The organism is Protofrankia sp. Cas3 (assembly GCF_963555955.1).
In the GTDB taxonomy this organism is placed as follows: Bacteria; Actinomycetota; Actinomycetes; order Frankiales; family Frankiaceae; genus Protofrankia.
This window is the reverse complement of the sequence record NZ_CAUVXP010000110.1, coordinates 1-20,462: the sequence shown is the minus strand read 5'-3', so window position 1 is coordinate 20,462 and position 20,462 is coordinate 1. Positions and strand designations below refer to the sequence as shown.

The 20,462-nt window shown below is 70.1% G+C and carries 23 protein-coding genes and 1 pseudogene; 22 read left to right on the top strand and 2 right to left on the bottom strand.

Going from position 1 to position 20,462, the window contains the following annotated elements; all coding sequences use genetic code 11:
* A partial coding sequence (locus U9983_RS18885) for a hypothetical protein (protein WP_322755308.1) occupies window positions 1-1,108 on the top strand: 1,108 nt, incomplete at its 5' end.
* 25 nt (window positions 1,109-1,133) lie between these two features.
* Here U9983_RS18885 and U9983_RS18880 read toward each other — a convergent pair.
* Window positions 1,134-1,496 (bottom strand): hypothetical protein, encoded by a 363-nt coding sequence (locus tag U9983_RS18880; protein WP_322755307.1) that lies wholly within the window; start codon window positions 1,494-1,496, stop codon window positions 1,134-1,136.
* Window positions 1,497-1,840: 344 nt separating this feature from the next.
* Here U9983_RS18880 and U9983_RS18875 point away from each other — a divergent pair, with 344 nt between their 5' ends.
* Both U9983_RS18875 and U9983_RS18870 read left to right on the top strand, forming a co-directional pair.
* The gene (locus tag U9983_RS18875; protein ID WP_322755306.1) at window positions 1,841-2,122 is read left to right on the top strand and encodes a hypothetical protein; all 282 of its coding nucleotides are present in this window, start codon (window positions 1,841-1,843) and stop codon (window positions 2,120-2,122) included.
* Complete coding sequence (locus U9983_RS18870; protein ID WP_322755305.1) at window positions 2,119-2,715, top strand: GNAT family N-acetyltransferase; 597 nt, start codon at window positions 2,119-2,121, stop codon at window positions 2,713-2,715. The genes U9983_RS18875 and U9983_RS18870 overlap by 4 nt, the downstream gene beginning before the upstream one ends.
* On the opposite strand, the gene U9983_RS18865 is transcribed toward U9983_RS18870, so the two are convergent.
* Window positions 2,712-3,062: an SCP2 sterol-binding domain-containing protein gene (locus U9983_RS18865; protein ID WP_322755304.1), complete on the bottom strand. Its 351-nt coding sequence runs from the start codon at window positions 3,060-3,062 to the stop codon at window positions 2,712-2,714. The two genes, U9983_RS18870 and U9983_RS18865, sit on opposite strands and share 4 nt — an antisense overlap.
* Window positions 3,063-3,330: 268 nt before the next feature.
* Between U9983_RS18865 and U9983_RS18860 the strand changes: the two genes are divergently transcribed.
* The 19 genes and pseudogenes from U9983_RS18860 to U9983_RS18770 all read left to right on the top strand — a co-directional run.
* Entirely contained in the window at window positions 3,331-3,561 is a 231-nt protein-coding gene (locus U9983_RS18860) for a hypothetical protein (protein ID WP_322755303.1), read from the top strand.
* Between the two features lie 20 nt (window positions 3,562-3,581).
* Window positions 3,582-4,499, top strand: a complete 918-nt coding sequence (locus U9983_RS18855) for a TlyA family RNA methyltransferase (RefSeq protein ID WP_322755302.1) — start codon at window positions 3,582-3,584, stop codon at window positions 4,497-4,499.
* Window positions 4,496-5,383 (top strand): NAD kinase, encoded by an 888-nt coding sequence (locus tag U9983_RS18850; protein WP_322755301.1) that lies wholly within the window; start codon window positions 4,496-4,498, stop codon window positions 5,381-5,383. The genes U9983_RS18855 and U9983_RS18850 overlap by 4 nt, the downstream gene beginning before the upstream one ends.
* 57 nt (window positions 5,384-5,440) lie before the next feature.
* The gene (gene recN / locus U9983_RS18845; protein ID WP_322755300.1) at window positions 5,441-7,195 is read left to right on the top strand and encodes a DNA repair protein RecN; all 1,755 of its coding nucleotides are present in this window, start codon (window positions 5,441-5,443) and stop codon (window positions 7,193-7,195) included.
* Window positions 7,196-7,478: 283 nt separating this feature from the next.
* Entirely contained in the window at window positions 7,479-8,279 is an 801-nt protein-coding gene (locus U9983_RS18840) for a bacterial transcriptional activator domain-containing protein (protein WP_322755299.1), read from the top strand.
* 198 nt (window positions 8,280-8,477) lie between these two features.
* Window positions 8,478-10,046, top strand: coding sequence for a phage tail sheath family protein (locus U9983_RS18835; RefSeq protein WP_322755309.1), 1,569 nt, complete (start codon window positions 8,478-8,480; stop codon window positions 10,044-10,046).
* A gap of 10 nt (window positions 10,047-10,056) precedes the next feature.
* Entirely contained in the window at window positions 10,057-10,599 is a 543-nt protein-coding gene (locus U9983_RS18830; protein WP_322755298.1) for a phage tail protein, read from the top strand.
* 106 nt (window positions 10,600-10,705) lie between these two features.
* Window positions 10,706-11,485: a hypothetical protein gene (locus U9983_RS18825; protein WP_322755297.1), complete on the top strand. Its 780-nt coding sequence runs from the start codon at window positions 10,706-10,708 to the stop codon at window positions 11,483-11,485.
* A complete protein-coding gene (locus U9983_RS18820) occupies window positions 11,482-12,609 on the top strand; it encodes a hypothetical protein (RefSeq protein WP_322755296.1) in 1,128 nt (375 codons plus the stop codon). Before U9983_RS18825 ends, U9983_RS18820 begins: the two co-directional genes overlap by 4 nt.
* Window positions 12,606-13,835, top strand: coding sequence for a DUF4255 domain-containing protein (locus tag U9983_RS18815; RefSeq protein WP_322755295.1), 1,230 nt, complete (start codon window positions 12,606-12,608; stop codon window positions 13,833-13,835). The genes U9983_RS18820 and U9983_RS18815 overlap by 4 nt, the downstream gene beginning before the upstream one ends.
* A complete protein-coding gene (locus U9983_RS18810; RefSeq protein WP_322755294.1) occupies window positions 13,832-16,219 on the top strand; it encodes an ATP-binding protein in 2,388 nt (795 codons plus the stop codon). The genes U9983_RS18815 and U9983_RS18810 overlap by 4 nt, the downstream gene beginning before the upstream one ends.
* Window positions 16,219-16,503 carry a hypothetical protein gene (locus U9983_RS18805; protein ID WP_322755293.1) on the top strand — a complete coding sequence of 95 codons (285 nt, stop codon included), beginning with the start codon at window positions 16,219-16,221 and terminating at the stop codon, window positions 16,501-16,503. The genes U9983_RS18810 and U9983_RS18805 overlap by 1 nt, the downstream gene beginning before the upstream one ends.
* Window positions 16,500-17,174 carry a hypothetical protein gene (locus tag U9983_RS18800; RefSeq protein ID WP_322755292.1) on the top strand — a complete coding sequence of 225 codons (675 nt, stop codon included), beginning with the start codon at window positions 16,500-16,502 and terminating at the stop codon, window positions 17,172-17,174. Before U9983_RS18805 ends, U9983_RS18800 begins: the two co-directional genes overlap by 4 nt.
* Window positions 17,175-17,176: 2 nt before the next feature.
* A complete protein-coding gene (locus tag U9983_RS18795) occupies window positions 17,177-17,512 on the top strand; it encodes a LysM domain-containing protein (protein WP_322755291.1) in 336 nt (111 codons plus the stop codon).
* The gene (locus U9983_RS18790; protein WP_322755290.1) at window positions 17,505-18,626 is read left to right on the top strand and encodes a hypothetical protein; all 1,122 of its coding nucleotides are present in this window, start codon (window positions 17,505-17,507) and stop codon (window positions 18,624-18,626) included. Before U9983_RS18795 ends, U9983_RS18790 begins: the two co-directional genes overlap by 8 nt.
* The gene (locus U9983_RS18785) at window positions 18,623-19,189 is read left to right on the top strand and encodes a phage baseplate assembly protein V (RefSeq protein ID WP_322755289.1); all 567 of its coding nucleotides are present in this window, start codon (window positions 18,623-18,625) and stop codon (window positions 19,187-19,189) included. The genes U9983_RS18790 and U9983_RS18785 overlap by 4 nt, the downstream gene beginning before the upstream one ends.
* Complete coding sequence (locus U9983_RS18780; protein ID WP_322755288.1) at window positions 19,186-19,512, top strand: hypothetical protein; 327 nt, start codon at window positions 19,186-19,188, stop codon at window positions 19,510-19,512. Before U9983_RS18785 ends, U9983_RS18780 begins: the two co-directional genes overlap by 4 nt.
* A gap of 5 nt (window positions 19,513-19,517) precedes the next feature.
* Window positions 19,518-19,919, top strand: coding sequence for a GPW/gp25 family protein (locus U9983_RS18775; RefSeq protein ID WP_322755287.1), 402 nt, complete (start codon window positions 19,518-19,520; stop codon window positions 19,917-19,919).
* Between the two features lie 44 nt (window positions 19,920-19,963).
* Window positions 19,964-20,462 (top strand): annotated as a pseudogene (locus tag U9983_RS18770) (putative baseplate assembly protein); the annotation flags it as partial.

Here is a 20,462-nt window from a genome sequence, read left to right as displayed (position 1 = left end):
CCGGCAGTCTGAGGCCGGCCTGCGGGCCGACGCGCTGGCCGGCTTTGCGGATGCGGCCCGGAACCTGCCGGCCGGACCGGCCGCGGAACTCACCGTGCGCAGAGCGTTCTGGCAGTCAGCCCACGACTCCCCGGACGGCGCACGGGCGGACCTGCAGCTGGCGGCCCGCCTTTCCGACGAGGAACAGCAGCCGGCCGCCGCCGGGCGAGCGCGCCGAGCAATCCGTGACGCGGTCGGTGAGCTACTTCCACCGGGCGGGTCCGCCGCGGTCGATGACGCCCGCGCGCAGCTGCCCGACTGGGCTACCCACCCCGTACCCGACACGCTGATCGCACTGGTCAACCAGTGGTCACAGACGGCGGCATGGCCCGAGCAGGAGGAGTTCCTCCGGCAGCAGACACCGACCGTGGGCGATCCCGCGCAGATGCGCGCGGTTGCTGTTCTCCGGGCGCTGTACCCGGACCATGCGGCCCTGGCGAACCTCGAAGGGTTTCTCCACGAGATCCAGGAGAACGGCCTCGACGCAACCCTTGCCAGCCACCGGAGCGCCTGGGAGTTCCAGCAGCTGCTCCAGGGGTGGATCACGACACCCACATGGGAGGCGTCACGCCGCTACCTCACCAACCACCCGGAACTCGCCGCCGACCCCCGCACCACAGCGGTTCTCGCCAGCGCACCACAGGATCCGACGGCCGCCCAGCACCTGGCCATTCTGAATCTCACGGCCACCCGTTCCGTCGACGACGTGTATGACGCCGTCACCGACCCGGCCGTCGCCCACGACGAAGCCATGGCCGCCGTTTCCGCCGGCGATGCCACCACCGTTGCGAACCTGTTGCTGGCCGCACCGGCTCTGGCACGCTTGGCCTTCACTGGCCCGTTTCTCGCCGCGGCCTACGGCCTTCTCATCGGCGGCGGCGACGTGCCTCGGTTCATCGAGGCGGCTGCCGCCGCCGGGAACGCGGTACAACGCGTCGCCGCCGCGGCCCGGCTACGCCGCCTCGCCCGCACTCACCCGCAACACGCCGACGCGGTAAGCCGCATCCTGCCCATCCTGGAAGCCGAACCCGCCACGGAAGCAGGTGACGATACCGGCCACGCGCAGTAACCGAATGCTATCTTCCGCTGGGCCTCTACGGCTCGCCGTCCGGTACGTCCGGGCGGGTGGCCCGCACGACGTCTACCCAGATCCGGAAAAACAGCGTCCCCATCACAATGACCAGACCGGCGACGACAACACTCCGGACAAGAACCGTATCGGATACCACGCCGACGAGTACCAGAACATCCACGAGGAGCGCCAGCATGACGGCGGTCGTGACCGAAAGAATAAAGACCCGGACCCGCGGCTTCGTCCAGAAATAGCCCGGCACTCCGCCACCCCGTGCAGGTCGGCGTTCGGTACGGAGCCGGTCCAGGTAGGCCGACTCCCACATCAGCCCCAGCAGGAAGACCGGAATGACCTGCGCAACCGTCGTGTAAAACTCCGCGTGCACGTCCACCCTTCCGCCGTTGCGCGACCAGTTGCAAGCAGGGCCGCCTTTTCAAGCACGGCAAGACAAAAGATACCGCTATTATCGCTGGGCGCACGGGGTAGGGAACACCCGGCCGTAAGCCCTCGTAATGGTTACGGACTGTACTGTCCGTTAACGGAAAGTAGGTCATCGCAACCTACCGCTCGCAGCCGGGCGGTGGTCGACATGAACGCCCGAGACGTGCATCGGACGCTGGATCTCATAGGCCGGAAGTGGGCGCCGGACGTCCTGGTGGAGTTGGCGACCGGGCCGCGCCGTTTCGGCCACTGCCTGGGGATACCCCGGTCGGAGAAGCCGCGGTCGCCATGTTCCGCTCCGGTATTTCGGCACAGCTGGGGGACGCCGCGGAAGTGACCCGGTGGGCGCCTCTGGCCGTTGCCAGCTGTTCGAAGGTCGGCCCCGACTACTCGACTGAAGAGGAGATGCACGCCCGTCTGACTCTCGCGTTGGGACATCTTCTCGGCGCGCACCCTGACGTGGATGGTGCGGTGGCCGAGGGCATGACCGTGCTGGGTGTGTTGGAACGGTTGCCTACCCACACGATGACGGCGAAGATAGACAGCGTGATCGGGGATGCCGGCGCATGAGCATCCCCACTCTGACGACGGACCGGTTGATTCTTCGTCCGATCCACCGTGATGATCTCGATGCCTCCACGGCCATCTGGTCTGATCCCGAGTTCGGCCGGTACGTCGGTACCCATGACCGGCACAGCATGTGGCACAACCTCGCGGCCAACATCGGCGTGTGGGAGCTGGAAGGCGTCGGCCCCTGGTCGGTGGTTGACCGAGCCACGGGCGCGCTGGTTGGCCGGGCGGGGCTGTGGAACGAGCCGGGATGGCCGGGGATCGAGCTGGTGTGGTTCATCGGCCGGCCCTGGTGGGGACGCGGCTATGCACCCGAGGCGGCACGTGCGGCCGGCACCTGGGCGTTCGCCAACCACGATGTGGACCGGCTGGTGGCCGTCCTCAGGCGTGACAACGAGAAGTCGGGTCGCGTCGCCGAGAAGCTCGGCATGACGCTCGACCGCTACGAGGTGCTGCACGGCACCGACTGCGCCGTCTACACGATCCCCGCGCCGAGTGGCCGGTGCGCACCGGCGGCTGACGAGAGATCAGGACGGCCCGAGCATCGAACGGTCGGAACGGGCGCCACCACCGTGGACGCCGGATCACGCTAGAGCAGAGAACGCATCCGCAGCAGGTCGCGCATGCTGGCGTCCACCTTCAGCCGGCCGCTGGCCCAGGCCGAGGAGAACCGTAGACTTCCATCGCTGACGGCAACGAGATCGTCGCTGTTCACCGTGAAGGTGACCTTGGCCGTCTCGTCATCGTCCTCGCCCTCGCCCTCGTTGATGTCCAGGACGCTGCCGTCGCGCAGTTCCGCGGAGAAGCTCGTCCCGAGATCGGGTATCCGACACACGATGGTGCGGTCGGGGGTCAGCTCGCGCATGCGGTCGTTGGCCAGCTCGTTGAGGCGATCCGCCAACGTACGCAATGCCGCCGCACACTGCTGCCTGGTCGCCATGCCGGCCGGTTCCTCCTTCCGCCGGTCCGCCGGTCCGCTGGGCTGTGGCGGCGGTGACGGTGGTGGGGATGGGCCGCTACGGAGAGCCTAACGCCGGTCTGCCGAGCGCAGTGTCTTCGACACAGCTTGCCCGCCGGTCGTGCGTTCGTACCGGTGGCGCGCGTAACCGTCGCCACAGCGAGCGGGATCCGGGCATCCTGGTTGGGACGACAGCGGCGTACCGCGGGGTGACGGCCCTGCCGTCGCTGTCACGGAAGAGGAACACCTCATGACCGTTGACGTCCCGGACGACGTCCGTGGCGCGCTCGCGCGGGTGGACCGGCTGCCCGCGCTGCCCGTGTCAGCGCACGTCGCCGTCTTCGAGGAGGTCCACCGCCTCCTTGACGGTGTGCTCGCGGATCTTGACGGGCTCACGGCCACCCCACCGATTCCGGTCACCCCGCCAGGTCCGGTCACCCCGTCGCGGCCGGCCGACGCGCCCGGCCGGCCGCGGGCGTGACCGGCACGAAGCGCGCTGTCGTGGTCCGCAGGACGCGGCTGGACCGTGAACTCGTTCGGCGAGGCATGGTTCGTTCCCGCGAGCAGGCCAGCGAAGCGATCGCCGGCGGACGGGTCCGGGTCAGCGGACGTCCGGCGACCAAGCCCGCGACGGTCGTGGATGACACCACCCCCATTGCGATCATTACCGGGGACGACCCCGGGTACGCGTCGCGCGGCGCCCACAAACTGCTGGCGGCACTGTCGACCTTCGCCGGGAGCCAGCCACCGCTGCGGGTGAGCGGACGCCGGTGTCTGGACGCCGGGGCGTCCACCGGTGGTTTCACCGACGTGCTGCTGCGCCACGACGCCGGTGAGGTCGTCGCGGTGGACGTCGGCTACGGCCAGCTGGCGTGGCAGCTGCGGACCGATCCACGGGTCGTGGTGCTGGAGCGCACCAACGTCCGCTATCTCACCGCCGACCAGATCGGCGGGCCGGTCGACCTGGTGGTGGCCGATCTGTCGTTCATCTCCCTGCGGCTGGTGCTGCCCGCCCTGCGGGCGTGTGCCCGGCCGGCGGCGGATTTCGTCGTCCTGGTCAAGCCGCAGTTCGAGGTGGGGCGCGACGGGCTCGGGCCGGGTGGGGTCGTGCGGGACGTGGCCCTGCACGCATCGGCGGTGCGGGATGTGGCCGCGGCCGGGGCCCGGCTCTCCCTCGGCGTTCGCGGGGTTGTCGCGAGTCCGTTGCCTGGCCCTGCGGGCAACGTCGAGTACCTGCTGTGGCTTGCCGGGGATGCGCCGTGCATGGCCGAGCCGCGGCTCGCCGAGGCGGTCGCCGCCGCGGTCGCCGCTGGTCCAGCCGGTCCAGCTGGTCCAGCCGGCGTACCCGACAGTGGCGGCCGATCGAACATCTCCAGCCAGTCGGATATCTCCGGCCAGTCGGGAGAGGTCCGCGGATGAGCCGGGAAGTCCTGGTCGTGACCCATCCCCGCCGTTCGGTGGTGCGCGAGGTCGCCCAGCGCGTCCTGGACCAGTTCGTCGCCGCCGGAGTTGCGCCGCGGGTGCTGCGGGACGAGGCCGACCTGCTCGACCTGCGCTGTGACAACGTCGTCCCACCGGATGAGGCCGCGGCACTCGGGGTCGAGCTGGTGCTCGTCCTCGGCGGGGACGGCAGCCTGCTGCGCGGCGCGGAGCTTGCCCGCAACGCCGATGCCCCGCTGCTCGGCGTCAACCTCGGCCATGTCGGCTTTCTCGCCGAAGCCGAACCGGACGCGCTGGAGTCCACGATCGACCACGTCATCCGCAAGGACTACCAGGTCGAGGAGCGGATGACCGTCGACGTGACGGTCCGCCACCGAGGTGAGTTGACCTACCGTGGCTGGGCTCTCAACGAGGTGTCGCTGGAGAAGGTCGACCGTTCCCGGATGCTGGAGTGCGTCGTCGAGGTCGACAACCGTCCACTGTCGCGCTGGGGCTGTGACGGCATGATCTGTTCGACTCCGACCGGATCGACGGCGTACGCGTTCTCGGTCGGCGGCCCGGTCATGTGGCCGGGCGTCGAGGCCCTGCTGGTCGCGCCGATCAGCGCCCACGCCCTGTTCGCCCGGCCCCTGGTACTGGCTCCCACATCGTCAGTCGCCATCGAGGTGCTGCCCTCGACCCCGGCCGTGCTGTCCTGCGACGGGCGGCGCTCGGTGGAGGTCGCCGAGCACTCCCTGGTCGAGGTGACGCGCGGACGCCGTCCGGTGCGGCTCGCCGTGGTGCACCCGCGGCCGTTCACCGACCGGCTGGTCGCCAAGTTCGACCTGCCGGTGACGGGTTGGCGGGGTCGGACGGGCCGCTGACCGGCAAAAGGCGGTGCGCCCACCAACGCGGGCGGGACGCGCCATAGAGTCACGTCTGTGCTCGAGGAAATTCGCATTCGCGGCCTCGGGGTCATCGACGACGCCGTGCTCGAGCTTGCGCCTGGTCTCACCGTGGTCAGCGGCGAGACCGGCGCCGGCAAGACCATGATTGTCCAGGGGCTCGGGCTTCTCACCGGCGGGCGTGCGGACGCCGGTTTGGTGCGTCCCGGCGTTGGTCGGGCCTTCGTCGACGGACGGCTGGTCACTCCGGCTGACGGCCCGGTGGCCGAACGTGTCCGGGATGCGGGCGGCCAGTGCGATGACGACGGTCTGCTCATCGGGCGGACCGTGACCGCGGAGGGTCGCTCCCGTGCACACGTCGGCGGCCGGTCGGTCCCGGCCAGCCTCCTCGCCGAGATCACCGACGGGTTGATCGCGGTGCACGGCCAGTCCGACCAGCAACGGCTGTTGCGGGCCGGTGAGCAGCGCAGTGCCCTCGACCGGTTCGCGGGCGTCGCGGTCGCGCGGCCGCTGGCGGCCTACACGGTCGCCCATGCGCGGCTGCGCACGGTCTCCGCCCAGCTCGCCGAGATCACCGAACGGGCCCGGGAACGCTCGGTGGAGGCGGAGCTTCTGCGTAGCGGGCTGGCCGAGATCGAACGGGTGGATCCCCATCCCGGTGAGGACACGGCGCTGGACACCGAGCTGCGCCGGTTGGACCACGCCGAGACGCTGGTGCAGGCCGCCAGCAGCGCCCACGCGGTGCTGGTGAGCGACCCCGCGGTCGGCGACGGCGCGCCCGGTGCCGCCGATCTGCTGGGCACCGCCAATCGGATGGTCGCCGTGCAGGCGTCCCTCGACCCGGACCTGTCCGCACTCTCCGATCGCCTGCACGAGGTCGGGATGCTGCTCGCCGACGTCGCCGCGGACCTCTCCTCCTACGCGGCCGGCATCGAGTCCGACCCCGGCCGTCTTGCCGTCGCACAGTCGCGCAAGGCAGCTCTGGCAGGACTCGCCCGCGTGCACGGCACGGACCTGGCCGGGGTGCTGGCGTGGGCCGAGAAGGCCGGGCGCCGCCTGCTTGAGCTCGATTCCGACGCAGACCGGTCCGGGGCGCTGACATCCGAACGCGACGCCTTGGTGGCTGATCTCGGCGAGCGTGCCACCGAGATCAGCCAGGCGCGTCGGGCCGCCGCCGACAGGTTCGCCGCGGCGGTGGCCGCCGAGCTCGCGGGCCTGGCGATGCCCAGAGCGCGGGTCGAGGCGGTCGTCTCCCAACGCGCCGACCCCGCAGGGATACCCGTGGACGGCCGGCTGCTCGCCTACGGGCCGGCCGGGGTCGACGAGGTGGAGCTGCGCCTGGTGCCGCACCCCGGGGCACCGGCCCGCCCGGTGCACAAGGGGGCGTCCGGCGGCGAGCTGTCACGGATCATGCTCGCCATCGAGGTTGTGCTGGCCGCCGCGGACACGACGACGACCATGGTCTTCGACGAGGTGGACGCGGGCGTCGGCGGGCGGGCCGCGGTCGAGGTCGGCCGGCGCCTGGCCCGGCTCGCCCGGACCCATCAGGTGATCTGCATCACGCATCTACCGCAGGTCGCGGCCTTCGCCGACCGGCATCTGGTGGTGCGCAAGGCCGATGACGGTTCGGTGACCCGCAGCGGTGTGTTGACCCTCGACGATTCCGGCCGGGTGCGGGAACTGTCCCGGATGCTCGCGGGTGTCGAGGAGAGCGCCCTGGCCCGCGGGCACGCCGAGGAACTGCTCGCGAACGCCGCCGCCGACAAGAAGGCCGCAGACCAGGCGCGCTAAGAGCGACCGGGAATCCGATCTCACCGCATCTCCCGCTCGGGCATGTGTATCCCCTGCCCGGCATGGCAGCGGGCATCGCGTCCGCTGACCGTCGCGTCCGCTGACCGTCGCGTCCGGTGACCGCAGTGACCCCGGTGGCAGAACCTGGGGATTTCCCTGGTGTGCATCGTGACCGTGGCGACCGACTATCAAGCCGGGAGCCAGATGCATCCTCGTCGGGCGGGTCTCGCGGTGAACGCCGGGTAACCCACGGCCGGGCCGGACCAGCGGTAGGAGTTGCGCTGTGAGTGAACGGAGCTGGGGCGGGCCGATCGCAACGGCGCTGCATCCCCTGCTGATCTGCCTGCTCGGTGGCTTCCAGCTGCTGGCGTCCGGCAATCCGGTCAGTGTCCGCAAGGGTGGCAAGACCGAACTGCTGCTCGCCGCGCTCGCGTTGCACGACGGACACCGGGCGTCCAGGGAGTCGTTGCTCGAAGGTCTGTGGCCCGATACCGATCCCAACCGCGCCAACCAGTCACTGAGCACCCTCCTGCACGGTCTGCGTCAGCAGTTCGGCGGTGTCCTGCACGGTGACCATCCCGTGCTCTATCTGGCCGGAGGTTACGAGCTGAACACCGGCGCCGGCGTGGCCGTCGACATCGCCCAGTTCGATCGATCCGTGGCCACCGCCGAGCGGCGGATGCGAGCAGGTGATGCTGCCGCGGCCGTGCCGTGTTACGAGAAAGCGCTCGAGTTCTACCGGGGCGACCTCGTCTCCGGGGATGATGCGCGGGCGGTTATCGAGCGGGAGCGGCTGCGCTCGCGGTACCTGTCGGTCCTCGCCCGGTTGGCAACCCACCACCTGGAATCCGGAGATTGCCAGGGCGCTCTTGAGTGTGCGCTGCAGCTCCTACGCCAGGATCCCTGCCGGGAGGATGCGCATCGGCTCGTCATGCGATGCCACGTCCGGCTGGGGGCACGTTCGCTGGCGTTACGCCAGTACCGGATCTGCCGCCAGGTGCTCGACGGGGAGTACGGCGTGCTTCCCGAGCCCGCCACCGAGGCCCTTTTCGCGCAGATCCGGCTGGATCCCGGCGCGGTTTGATCTTTGCTCATCAGCAAAGCCCCCGCCGCGCATCATCAGCTGGTCCTGAGCAGAACCTGAGCAGAACCTGAGCAGAACCTGAGCGCGGGACTGAGCTGATTCTGATCATCGGATCAGTCCGGCCGGTTAGACATAGACATCCGCCGCGGGTTCGCGAAATCGGGCCGGCGGCGGCGACTCGCGAAGGGACCTGTGACCATGCCCGTCTCCCCGACCTATCCGGGCGTCTACATCAACGAGCTGCCGAGCGCCGTCCGCACGATCGTCGGCGTGCCGACGGCGGTCGCGGCCTTCGTCGGGACGGCTGCACGCGGCCCGGTGGACGCGGCCGTGCACATCACCAGCTGGGCGGACTTCGAGCGGATCTTCGGAGGGCTGTCCGGTAGCCCGCTCGGCTACGCCGTGTACCTGTACTACCTCAACGGCGGCAGCGAGGCCGAGATCGTCAGGGTCGTGTCCGCGGGCGCGGTGGGGCCACCCGCGGTCGCCGGCGCGGCGGCGTCGACCATCGACCTTCGTGACGGGGTGACGGTGACGGCCAAGTACCCCGGTGTATGGGGAAATTCGCTGCGGGCCCGGGTCGACCACGACACGCGGGAGCCTCTCGTCGGCGAGATCAAGGACGATCTCTACAATCTGACGGTCCGAGATACCGGGACCGGCGCGCAAGAGAGCTTTCGCAACATCGTCGCCAAGCCGACCTCCCCGTTCAGCCTGGCCAGGATGCTCGCCGGGTCCCGGCTCGTCACCGGCAGCGGCGTGCTCGACAAGCAGCCGAAGGCGCACGATGCGGTGGCGGCGGGCCAGGACCCGTTCGCCGGTGGCCCGGCCGGCGCACCCGCGACGTTCGCCCAGGGTACCGACGGCGCCGACGGGGCCGTACCGGACGGCCACGCCTATCGGGCGGGCCTGGAGCTGCTGCGGGCCACCGACATCTTCAACATGCTTGTTCTCGCACCCGCGAGCGCGGACGCCATGACGGCCGATGTCGAGCAGGACACGCTGGACGCGGCGGCGAAACTGTGCGTCGACCGGCGAGCGATACTCCTGGTCGATCCTCCGAAGCAGTGGACCGATATCGCGACCGCTGTCGCGGGCCCGCTGCCGGTCACCGGGGACAATGCCAGGAACGCGGCTCTGTACTTCCCCCGTCTGACGATCACGGATGTCGCTGGGCAGGCCGTGGAGTTTCCGCCGGCAGGGGCGGTCGCGGGTGTGTTCGCCCGTACCGACGGCCAGCGCGGGGTGTGGAAGGCGCCCGCCGGCACCGACGCCTCGATCAGCGGGATCAGGGCGCTCGCGGTCGGTGTGACCGACCTGGAGAACGGTCGGCTCAACCCGTTGGGCGTCAACTGCCTACGGACGCTGCCGGCCGCCGGCGCCGTCGTATGGGGGGCACGGACGCTGCGCGGCGCCGACCGACTCGCCGACCAGTGGAAGTACCTACCGGTCCGACGGACCGCCCTGTTCATCGAGGAGAGCCTGTACCGCGGCACCCAGTGGGTGGTGTTCGAGCCGAATGACGAGCCGCTGTGGTCCTCCGTCCGGCTCAATGTCGGGTCCTTCATGAACTCGCTGTTCCGGCAGGGCGCGTTCCAGGGACGGACCCCGCAGGAGGCATATCTGGTCAAATGCGACCAGGAGAACAACCCGCAGAACGACATAGACCGCGGGATCGTCAACATTCTGGTCGGTTTCGCCCCGCTCAAGCCGGCCGAGTTCGTCATCATCCACATCCAGCAGCTCGCCGGCCAGCTGCAGACCTGAGGCGGAGGACATGGCTCAGTTCAGCGTCAACGCATCCCGTCTCGATCCCTACAAGAACTTCAAGTTCCGGGTGAAGTGGGACGGAAAGTACGTCGCGGGTGTCAGCAAGGTGAGCGCCTTCAAACGAACCACCGAGGTCGTCAAGCATCGCGACGGTGGCGACGAGAGCACCACCCGCAAGTCGCCGGGACGCGTCGAGTTCGACGCGATCACCCTGGAACGGGGTGTCACGTTCGACGTCGAGTTCGAGCGGTGGGCGAACAAGGTGTGGGACTACCGCAACGCCCAGGCAGCGCCGGAGAAGCGGGACAGGGAGGTCTCACTCGCCGACTTCCGTAAGGACATCACGATCGAGGTCTTCAACGAGGGGGGCCAGAAGGTCATCGCCTATCAGGTGTTCCGCTGCTGGGTTTCGGAGTACCAGTGTTTGTCCGATCTTGATGCGAACGCGAATGCGGTGCTGATCCAGCACATCAAGCTGGAGAACGAGGGGTGGGTCCGGGACATCGCGGTCAAGGAGGAGAAGGAACTGTCCTTCGACGACCCGTCCTGATGTGTGACCCGTCCTGATTTCCGAACCGGCTGATTTCCCGACGGGCTCCGAACCACCAGCTCGGGAATCGGGACGCACGTGTCACGTCGACCAGAGGAAGGGCCACATGAGCACGCTGCCCGTGCGGGAGCTGCTGGATGCCTGGGAGCGGGGACAGGACTGCCCGCCGCCGATGCGTGCTCTGCTTCTGCTCGGCGCGGCCTGGCCCCAGGTGTCGGCGGAGGAGTTCGCCGACCTGAGCATCGGCCAGCGCGACGCCTGCCTGCTGTCCGTGCGGGAGCAGGGCTTCGGTAGCCGGCTCGTCGCGGTGGCCACCTGTACCAACTGCGGTGACGAGCTGGAGCTGAGTTTCGATGTCGTCGACGTCCGCACCCCGCAGCCGGCCGGGATCGATGGTGCGGCTGGTCGCGGGCTGCCGGCTCCCCTTGGCCCGGCGGAGGTCGACAGCGGCGGGTACCACGTCCGGTTCCGGGTTCCGACCAGTCGCGATCTTCTAGCCGTGCACAGACTGTCGGGGCCGTCGATGACGATCGCGGCGATCCGGCAGGCGCTCATCGAGCTCTGCGTCGTCGAGGCGAGGCGAGGCGACCGTACGCTGGCGCCGTCCGCGCTGCCCGCTGCCGTCGTCGACTCCGTCGAGGAACGGATGGCGGAGATGGATCCCCAGGCTGACGTCGAGCTGGCCGCGACCTGTCCCGCCTGTGCACGCACCTGCGAGGTGTTGTTCGACGCCGCCGCGTTCCTGTGGGCCGAGGTGGATGCCTGGGCGGTGCGCACCCTTCACGACGTTCACCGGATCGCCTCTGCATACGGCTGGCGCGAGTCCGACATTCTCCGCCTCAGCCCCTGGCGGCGGAGTTTCTATCTGGAGGCGATCGGCGGATGAGTTCCTTCCTCACCCGGCTCGCTGCGCGAGCTGACGCCGCCTATGTGGTCCGACCGCGGATCGTCTCCCTGTTCGAACCGGCCGGGTCAGCTGGCCCGCTCGGGTCACCCGAGCCACACGGATCACTCGGATCAGCTGGGACGATCGAGCCGGCGGTGGTCGGTTCCCGCGCAGATGACGTCACCGGCTGGGACGGACGGGACGCCCCGCCAGTACTCGCGCCGCAGCCCACTCGGGTCGGGCAGCCCACTCGGGTCGGGCAGCCCATTGGGGTCGTACAGCCAGCCCTGACCACGTCGGGTCGCCCGGATATCGCGGGCACGGTGGCGCCGGTCGGGCCCGTCCCCGACAGTGGGGTCACGGGCTCGTCGCCGACCGGCGAGGACGGTACCGGCCCCGGCTTCGCCGAAATCACGCCGCTGGCCGCGTCATCCGAGGCTCCCGGCAGGGCGTTCGCCAGCCCGGTCATGGCAGGTGCGTCCGCGCAAACTCAGGTCGAGATCGGGTCCGAGGCGTCCAGCGATGTCGTTGACGGCGCGGGTGTACGCGTTTCGCGTCCACAGGGCGATTTCCTTCCGCAGGGCGGCTTCCTTCTGCAGAGCGATTTCCCACCGGCCGCAGCCGACGTCACGACCGGTAGAAATCGCTTCGGGAAGTGGGGCCCGTCAGCGGTGACCGGCAACAGCCGGCACGCCCCGGTCGGCGACCAGCCGGCAGGCCCGGACAGCGACCTGGGATCCGGGGACGAGCAGGTTCCCGGGCCCGACCAAGCGGGTCCGTGGGCGTCTGGTTCTCGACTGCCGGTCGTGCCGGACCGTCCGTGGTCGGGCAGCTCCCGCCAGCCCTCCCCAGCGCCGCATGCCCTGGCTGCGATGGTCGACTCCGACACAGGGTCCCTGCTGGCAGGGCCAATACCCACCGCTGCCCGCGTGCGCGCCGGGCACGCCGGGCACGGCGGTGTCGGCCCCGACCCCGAACCGGTCGTGCAGGTCACGATCGGTCGGATCGAGATCCGGGCGGTTCTGCCGAACGTCCCGGCACCGGCCGCGGGTGAACGCGGACGTGGGCGTACCCCCGCGGTGTCTTTGGACGACTATCTGCGTTCCCGCGGCGGTCAACGATGAGCAACGCCCTCGCCATCGCCGCCGTCACCAGGACATTGCGCAACCTGCTCTTCGACGCGGCCTCGGACCTCGGGGGAGCCGAGGTGTCCGCCAAGCCGCCGGACCGCGCCCGGGCCACCGCGACCGGCAATCAGATCAATCTGTTTCTCTACCACACCTCGATCGACGCGGCGCTGCGTAACGACGACCCGCCCGGCACCCGGCCGGGTGAGCCGGCATTCCCGCCGTTGCCGCTGATCCTGCACTATCTGATCACCGCGTACGGCGACGGTGATGACGACGTCATGGCCCACAACCTGCTGGGGCGGGCGATGGTGGCGCTGCACGACCATCCGGTTCTGGGTCCACGGGAGATCAAGATCGCGCTCGCCGGCAACGACCTGTGGGAACAGGTCGAGCGGATACGGATCACACCGGAAGCGCTGTCGATCGACGACATGTATCGCCTGTGGACGGCATTCCAGACGCAGTACCGGATCTCCGCCGCGTACCAGGCGCGGGTCGTTCTGATCGAGAGTCGTCGCCAGGCGCGGACGCCGCTGCCGGTGCTGACCCGCGGGCCGGCCGATGCCGGGGTCACGGTCGTGCCGTTTGTGATCCCGCCGGTACCGACGCTGACCGCGGCGCAGCCGCAGCGCCGGCAGCCGGCAGCGCGCCTCGGTGACGAGGTGACGCTGTCCGGGGTGCATCTGAGCGGGGCGAGCGCGATCCGGTTCCTACCGGGCCGGTTCGATGATCTGCTCGACACCCTGCCCGACGAGTTACTGTCCGTTACCGACTCGGAGATCAGGTTCGTGGTACCCGACCGTCCCGATCAGCTGGCGGCCGGCATGTACACGGTGGCGGCGGTCTTCCCCCCGCCCGCCGGTGCCGCACCGGGAACGCCCGAACACCTCAGCAACGAGGTGCCACTGGCCATCGCGCCGCTGGTCACCGCCGGCCTGCCCGCGAACCTCGGCCGGAACCCGGACGGATCCGTCACCGTCGATCTGTCGTGCAGCCCACGGGTGCGGACCGGGCAGCGGGTGGTCCTGCTGTTCGGCGATCGTCCGGTGCAGCCCGACGGTTTCGCTCCGCCGACCGCGGTGTTGCGCTTCGTCGTCCCCGCGGCCGAGCCCGGTCGGTATCTGTTGCGCCTACGGGTGGACGGGATCGACAGCGAATTCATCGACCGGACCGTGCGCCCGCCGGTGTTCGACCCGAGCCAGTCGGTGGTGGTGACGTGACCGACATCGACCGTTGGGAAGCCGCCAACGACGCCTACCTGGCGGCGGTGCTGCACTGGCTGCGTCTGCTGCTGGCCTTCCACGCCGGCGAATACGAGGCCGACCAGCATGAGCGTGCAACGCCGGCCGACCGTCCCCCGGTGGCGCCCACGCCGCCGTCGTCGGAGCCGCTGGCGCTGCCGCCATCGGAGCCGGTCAGCACGTCCGAACCGCGCAGGCGGGGGTGGCACCGCCGGCTGCCGTCCGACACACCGGCAGCACCGGCTTCGATACCGCCCCCGGGTGCATCGACACCGGGCGCAGCGCCCCCGGACCCGGCCCCCGATGCGGGTGAGCCAACCGTCCAACTCGGACAGGTCGTCACCGCCGAGGACGTCGAGCGTGCCGCGACCGACGTGCGGGCGGCGGAACAGATCACCCCACCCCCCGCCGCGCTCCAGCTCGCCCAGCTGCTTGGGCTGACCGACTTCGAGCGGGAGGCCCTGCTGCTGTGCGCCGGCATGGAGCTCGACCCGACCATGGCTGCGCGGTGCGCGCGAGCGCAGGGAAACCCGCGGCTGACCTACCCGACGTTCGCGCTGGCGATGCGTGCGCTGGCTGATCCGGCCTGGGATGTGTTGTCCACGCGCCGCGGGTTGCGCTGGTGGCGGCTGGTCGAGATCAGCCAGTCGGCCGGCGAACCGCTCGTCACCTCCGCGCTGCGCATCGACGAACGGATCGTCAACTACCTCAAGGGCCTCAACGTCATGGACGACCGGGTGGAGCCGCTGGTCGCCCCGATCGACGCCGATCTGCATCCGGACCCGATCCCCCTGCCGGAGTCACACCGGGCGGTGCTCCGCGAGATCATCGGACGCTGGCGGTGGGGGCAATCCAGAGCCGTCCAGCCGATCGTCGAGCTGGTGGGCGCTGACACCGGCACCAAACGTCTGCTGGCGACCGAGGCCGCAGGCAGCGTCGGGCTCGCCCTCTACCGGCTGCGTGCCGAGACCATTCCAGGGCATGCCGTGGATCTGGAGACGCTGCGCCGGCTGTGGTCGCGTGAGGCGGTCCTGCTGGGAGCCGCGTTGTACGTCGACGCGCAGGACACCGACCCGGGCTCGGAGACGGCCGGCATACTCACCCGGTTCCTGGCCCGGCTGGACGGTGTCGTCTTCCTCGGGGTCCGCCAGCCGTGGGTCCGGTCGGAGCGAGCGGGCGTGGCGGTGCTCGCGGAGCGTCCGACCCGGGCCGAGCAACGCGACGCGTGGGTCCACGCACTGCGCGGCACGCCTGATGCACCCCATGATCCATCGGCTTCCGGTGCGGTCGGTGCGGTCGGTGCTGCGGTCGGGCCGGCCGTGTCGGTTCCGGATCTGCTGGCCGGGCAGTTCAACCTCGGTCTGGCGACCATCGGGGAGATCGCCCGCTCGCGTCTCGCCGACGACCTGGCCGATGACCCGGCCGATGACCCGGCCGACGACCCGGGGGAGCCGGGTGACCCGGATGATCCGTGGGGCGCGTTGGCGGGGCACGGTCGCAGCCTGTGGGACGCCTGTCTGGCGACCACCCGGGACGGTCTCGACACCCTCGCCGAACGCATCGAGCCGCGGGCGCGCTGGGCGGAGGTGGTGCTCCCGGACTCACAGCTCGCCCTGCTCGGTCAGCTCGCCGACCAGGTCCGCAGGCGGGCGCTGGTATACGACGACTGGGGATTCGCGGCACGCTCCGCCCGCGGGCTGGGGATCAGCGCGCTGTTCGCCGGGCCGAGCGGGACCGGTAAGACGATGGCCGCGGAGGTGCTGGCACGGCAACTCCGGCTGAATCTGTACCGCATCGACCTGTCGGCCGTGGTGAGCAAGTACATCGGCGAAACCGAGAAGAACCTGCGCAAACTGTTCGACGCCGCCGAGCAGGGTGGTGCGTTGCTGTTCTTCGACGAGGCGGACGCGTTGTTCGGCCGCCGCAGTGAGGTGAAGGACAGCCACGACCGCTACGCCAACATCGAGGTCAACTACCTGCTCCAGCGGATGGAGTCCTACCGGGGGCTCGCGGTGCTGGCGACCAACATGCGTGGTGCCCTCGACCAGGCGTTCCTGCGCCGGCTGCGATTCGTCGTCACGTTCCCGTTCCCCGACGCCGAGCTGCGCCGGAGGCTGTGGGCAACCGCGTTTCCCCCGGTGGTTCCGGCCGAGGAGTTGGACCTCTCCCAGCTGGCGCGGTTGCCGGCAACCGGAGGGATGATCCGCAATATCGCGATCAACGCCGCGTTCACGGCCGCCCGGTCCGGCGGTCCGGTGACGATGCCGATCGTCCTGGCTGCCGCTCGGGTGGAGTTCGACAAGCACGAGATTCCGGTCCCCGAACGCGATCTCGTTCCCGGGTTCGTCCAGGCGGTGCGCTGATGATCATTCAGGTAAGGGTCGAACGGCTGGTGCTCGACGGGTTGCCGTTCACCGGCGTCGACGCGCCGGCGCTACGGGCGGCGGTCGAGGCCGAGCTGTCCCGCCTGCTGGCCGCCGATCTGGGATCCGATCTGGGATCGGTGCCGCTCGGCACCGCACGGGATCGGCTGGGCACCGCGCCACTCGACCTGGTCGCGCCGATCACCGCGGGTCAGGTCGGCACCGGGGCGGCTCGACGGGTGGCGCAGGCCGTGCGCGCCGCGACGGGCGGGACCCGGCCATGACGACCTATCCGGGCTCGCCACGGGTGGCGCGGGGCGGCATCGTGCTGCTCGACCCGTCCACCGCGCGCATCCTGCGGATCATCGTGTTGCAGTACAACCCCGACACGCTGAACCGGACGCTGCAACCACAGGGGATCGGCACCGAGCCGGGGGATCGGCTGGAGGCGTTGCGGCTGGCGGGTCCGCCGCACGAGACGATCCGGGTCGAGGCGGAGCTCGACGCCACCGACCAGCTGGAGTTCCCCCAGGACGGAAAGAACGACGCCGTCGCACGGTTCGGGCTGTTCCCCGTGCTGTCCGCGCTGGAGACGATCGTGTACCCGGCCAGCGCAGCGTTGCTCGCGGCAGATCTGCAGGCGCGGTTCGGCATGATCGAGGTGGCGCCGGCCCAGGCGCCGCTGTCGCTGTTCATCTGGAGCCCGAGCCGGATCGTTCCGGTCCGGCTCACCGAGATCAGCGTGGTGGAAGAGGCGTTCGACTCCTCGCTGAACCCCATCCGGGCGCGCGTCACTCTCGGCATGCGGGTGCTGACCGTAAACGATCTTGGGTTCGCCCATCGCGGCGGCAGCCTCTACCTGCTCTATCACCAGCAGAAGGAACGGTTCGCGCGGCTGGCCGGCTTCGGCGTGGACCCGCGCCCGCTCGGACTGTCCGCGATTCCAGGAGGGTGAGGATGTTCCCACCGACCAGCCGCTACGCCGGGATCGACACGGCCGAGCACCTGCTCGCCGATGGCCGGACCGTCGTGCACCTGCGTCGCCGGTTCCCGCCGTCGCCGGAGAGTCTGGCCACGGTCGCGATGCACACGGTCGTCGACGGCGACCGGCTGGACAACGTCACTGCCCGTTATCTCGGTGACCCTGAACAGTTCTGGCAGGTGTGCGACGCGAACCGGGCGATGCGCCCGGACGAGCTGACCGAACGGCCCGGCCGCCGACTGCGGATCACGCTGCCCGTCGGGATTTCCGGGATTTCCGGGATTTCCGGGACGGGGGCGGGCCGTGGCTGACGGGACGTTCCTGCTCCAGCTGTTGATGGGCCCCACCATCGCGCGCCCGGTGCCGGCACCGCTGACCGACGCGCTGACCGGCGTCACGGTGACCACGTCGGCGCAGGCCCGCAGCGGGTTCCAGCTCACCTTCGCGGTCAGCAGGAACTCGCTGATCAGCACGGTGCTGCTGCCGACGGGCTTCTTCGACCCGAAGATCCGGGTGATCGTGCTGGTGGTCCTGGGAGGTACGCCGACGGTGCTGACGGACGGCGTGATCACCCGGCAGGAGCTGTCGGCGAGTGACATCCCGGGCCAGGCCACCCTGACCGTGACCGGCGAGGATCTGACCCTGCTCATGGACCTCATCCACGAGTACGCCTGCTTCCCGCGCATGCCCCTGCACACCCGGGTGGAGCGGATCTGCGAGAAGTACGCCGACTACGGCATCGTCCCGACCGCGGTGCCGCCGGTGCTCATGGAGGTCCCGAAACCGACCGACATACCGGTGCAGTCGGCCACGGACCTGACCTACATCCAGGCGCTGGCCGCCAAGGCGGGTTATGTCTTCTACCTTGAGCCCACCAGGCTGCCCGGGGCGACGATCGCCTACTGGGGCCCGGAGATCCGGGTCGGCGTCCCGCAGCCCGCGTTGAGCGTCAACATGGACGCGGCGAGCAACGTCGAGTCGCTGAGCTTCAGCTTCGACGGCCTGGCCCGCACCCAGATGACCGTGCGGGTCACCGAACCGTTCACCAAGCGCTCCGTGCCGGTGCCGATCCCCGACGTCGGGCTGCTGCGGCCGCCGCTCGCCGCGCGACCGGCGGTGGCGTTGCGGGAGGCGCCGGTGCCCGACACCGCCAAGCTCAGCACCGTGCAGGCGGCCCTGTTCGGCGTTGCCCAGACCGCGCGGGCCTCGGACGCGATCAGCGGCCAGGGGCGTCTGGATGTGTTGCGCTACGGCGCGATCCTGCGGGCCAGGGCGCTGGTGTCCGTTCGTGGCGCAGGCCTCGCCTACGACGGCCTGTACTACGTCACGAGCGTCACCGACACCATCAAACGCGGCGAGTACAAGCAGAGTTTCAGCCTTGCCCGTGACGGGCTCGTCGCGCAGACCCCGAGGGTGATCGTATGAACGGTACGGAGCACAACGGCGGTCACCGTGAGCGGAGCCGCAGTGGCAGCCCCCGCTTCCAGGGACGCTACCGGGGCACTGTCACCGACGACGTCGACCCGAACGGCAGGGGCCGGCTGCAGGTCGCCGTTCCCGACGTCCTCGGCGACGACCCGTGCATCTGGGCGGAGTCGGCGAGCCCGCTGGTCGGTCAGGGGATGGGGATTTACGCCATTCCACGGCGCGGTGCCGGTGTCTGGGTGGAGTTCGAGGACGGCGACCCCGATCACGCGATCTGGACGGGTGGCTGGCGGGGTGGGTCCGAGGACGTGCCGGCGGCGGTGTCGGACGCCCCGCCGTCCCAGCAGCCGATCGTGATTCGCAGCGAGGCCGGCAATGAGATCATCCTCGCGAACGTGGCCGGCCAGGGGATCACCCTGCAGACCTCCGCGGGCGACCAGGGTCCGCGCATCGTGATCACGCAGACGGCCATCACGCTGACGACCGGCAACGGCGCGTCCATCGAGCTGACCGGACCCAGCGTAAAGATCAACAATGACGCGCTGACGGTGGACGCCCCATGAGCGCCTACGTCCTGCATGTCGGCGCGCAGGTCGCCTGCGCCCATCAGCCGGGCCGGGCCAGCCCGCCGGTTGGCAACCCGCGCGTGCAGGTCGCCGGCCAGCAGGTCGTCACCCAGCCGAGCATCTACACCGTTACCGGCTGCATCCTGCCGACCCCGCCAGCCGCCAACGGCCCGTGCGCCACCGCCGTCTGGAGCACGGCCGCGCTGCGGGTACGGGCCGGTGGCATTCCCGTCCTGCTCGCGGACAGCACGGCAACCTGCGCACCGTCGGGCACCCCACTGACCGTGCTGGTGACCCAGATTCGGGTCAGGGGGAGTTGAGGCAGATGCTCTTCGACCAGATGTTCTTCGACGATCGGCGCGCTTACCCGCTCGACTATCCACTGCACGTCGACGGCTACGGAGCGACCGCCGCGACATCACCTGAGGACCACATCCGGGACATGATCGAACAGCTGCTGCTCACCAGCCCGGGGGAGCGGGTGAACCGGCCGGACTTCGGCAGCGGTCTGCTGGACCTGGTGTTCGCCCCGGCCAGCGCCGAACTCGCCGCGGCACTGCAGTTCAGCCTGCAGGCGGCATTGCAACGCTGGCTCGGTGACGTGATCGACGTCGCGCGGCTCGTGGTCGCCGTCGAGGAGGCCACCGTGGCAGTGGCCGTGAGCTACACCGTGCTGGCCACCGGCGAGGCGCGCACCGAGGTCATCGAACGGACCGGTCCGGCGTGAGCGCCCACGAGGGTCGCGCCCCGGCCCCACCTGAGGACCCGGCTGTGCAGCCGACCCCGGCCCTGATGTGCGCCACCGACCTGCGGCGGTCCCGTATCCGAGCCGCGGGCGCGGGCGGACTGGACTACGTCGAGGTCGGCGCCGACGGCCGGGAGCTGACCGTGACGTTCCTCGGTGCCGCGCCCGAGAGCATCGATGTCGCCAACGTCCGTATCGATGCCGCCGACGGCCCCCGAGGAGCGGTGCGGGGTGACGCGCAGGGCGCGGTGCGGGCCGTGGCTGTGCGGCTGGACATCAGCGACGACGCAGACCGGGACGACCGTCTCCGCCTGTCGCTGGACCGGCCCGGTTACGCCGCCACCTACACCCTCCGGCTGGTCGAGACCGACGCGAGAGGCCGGCCCACCGACCGTCCTCTCGCCGGCTTCGACCCCCGTTACGCTCGGCTCGATTTCACCTTCCCCGGCTCCTGCCCGTCCGGGCTCGACTGTGCGGGCGCGGACGGATGTGTGCCCCCGTCGACGGCCGAACCGGCCATCTCCT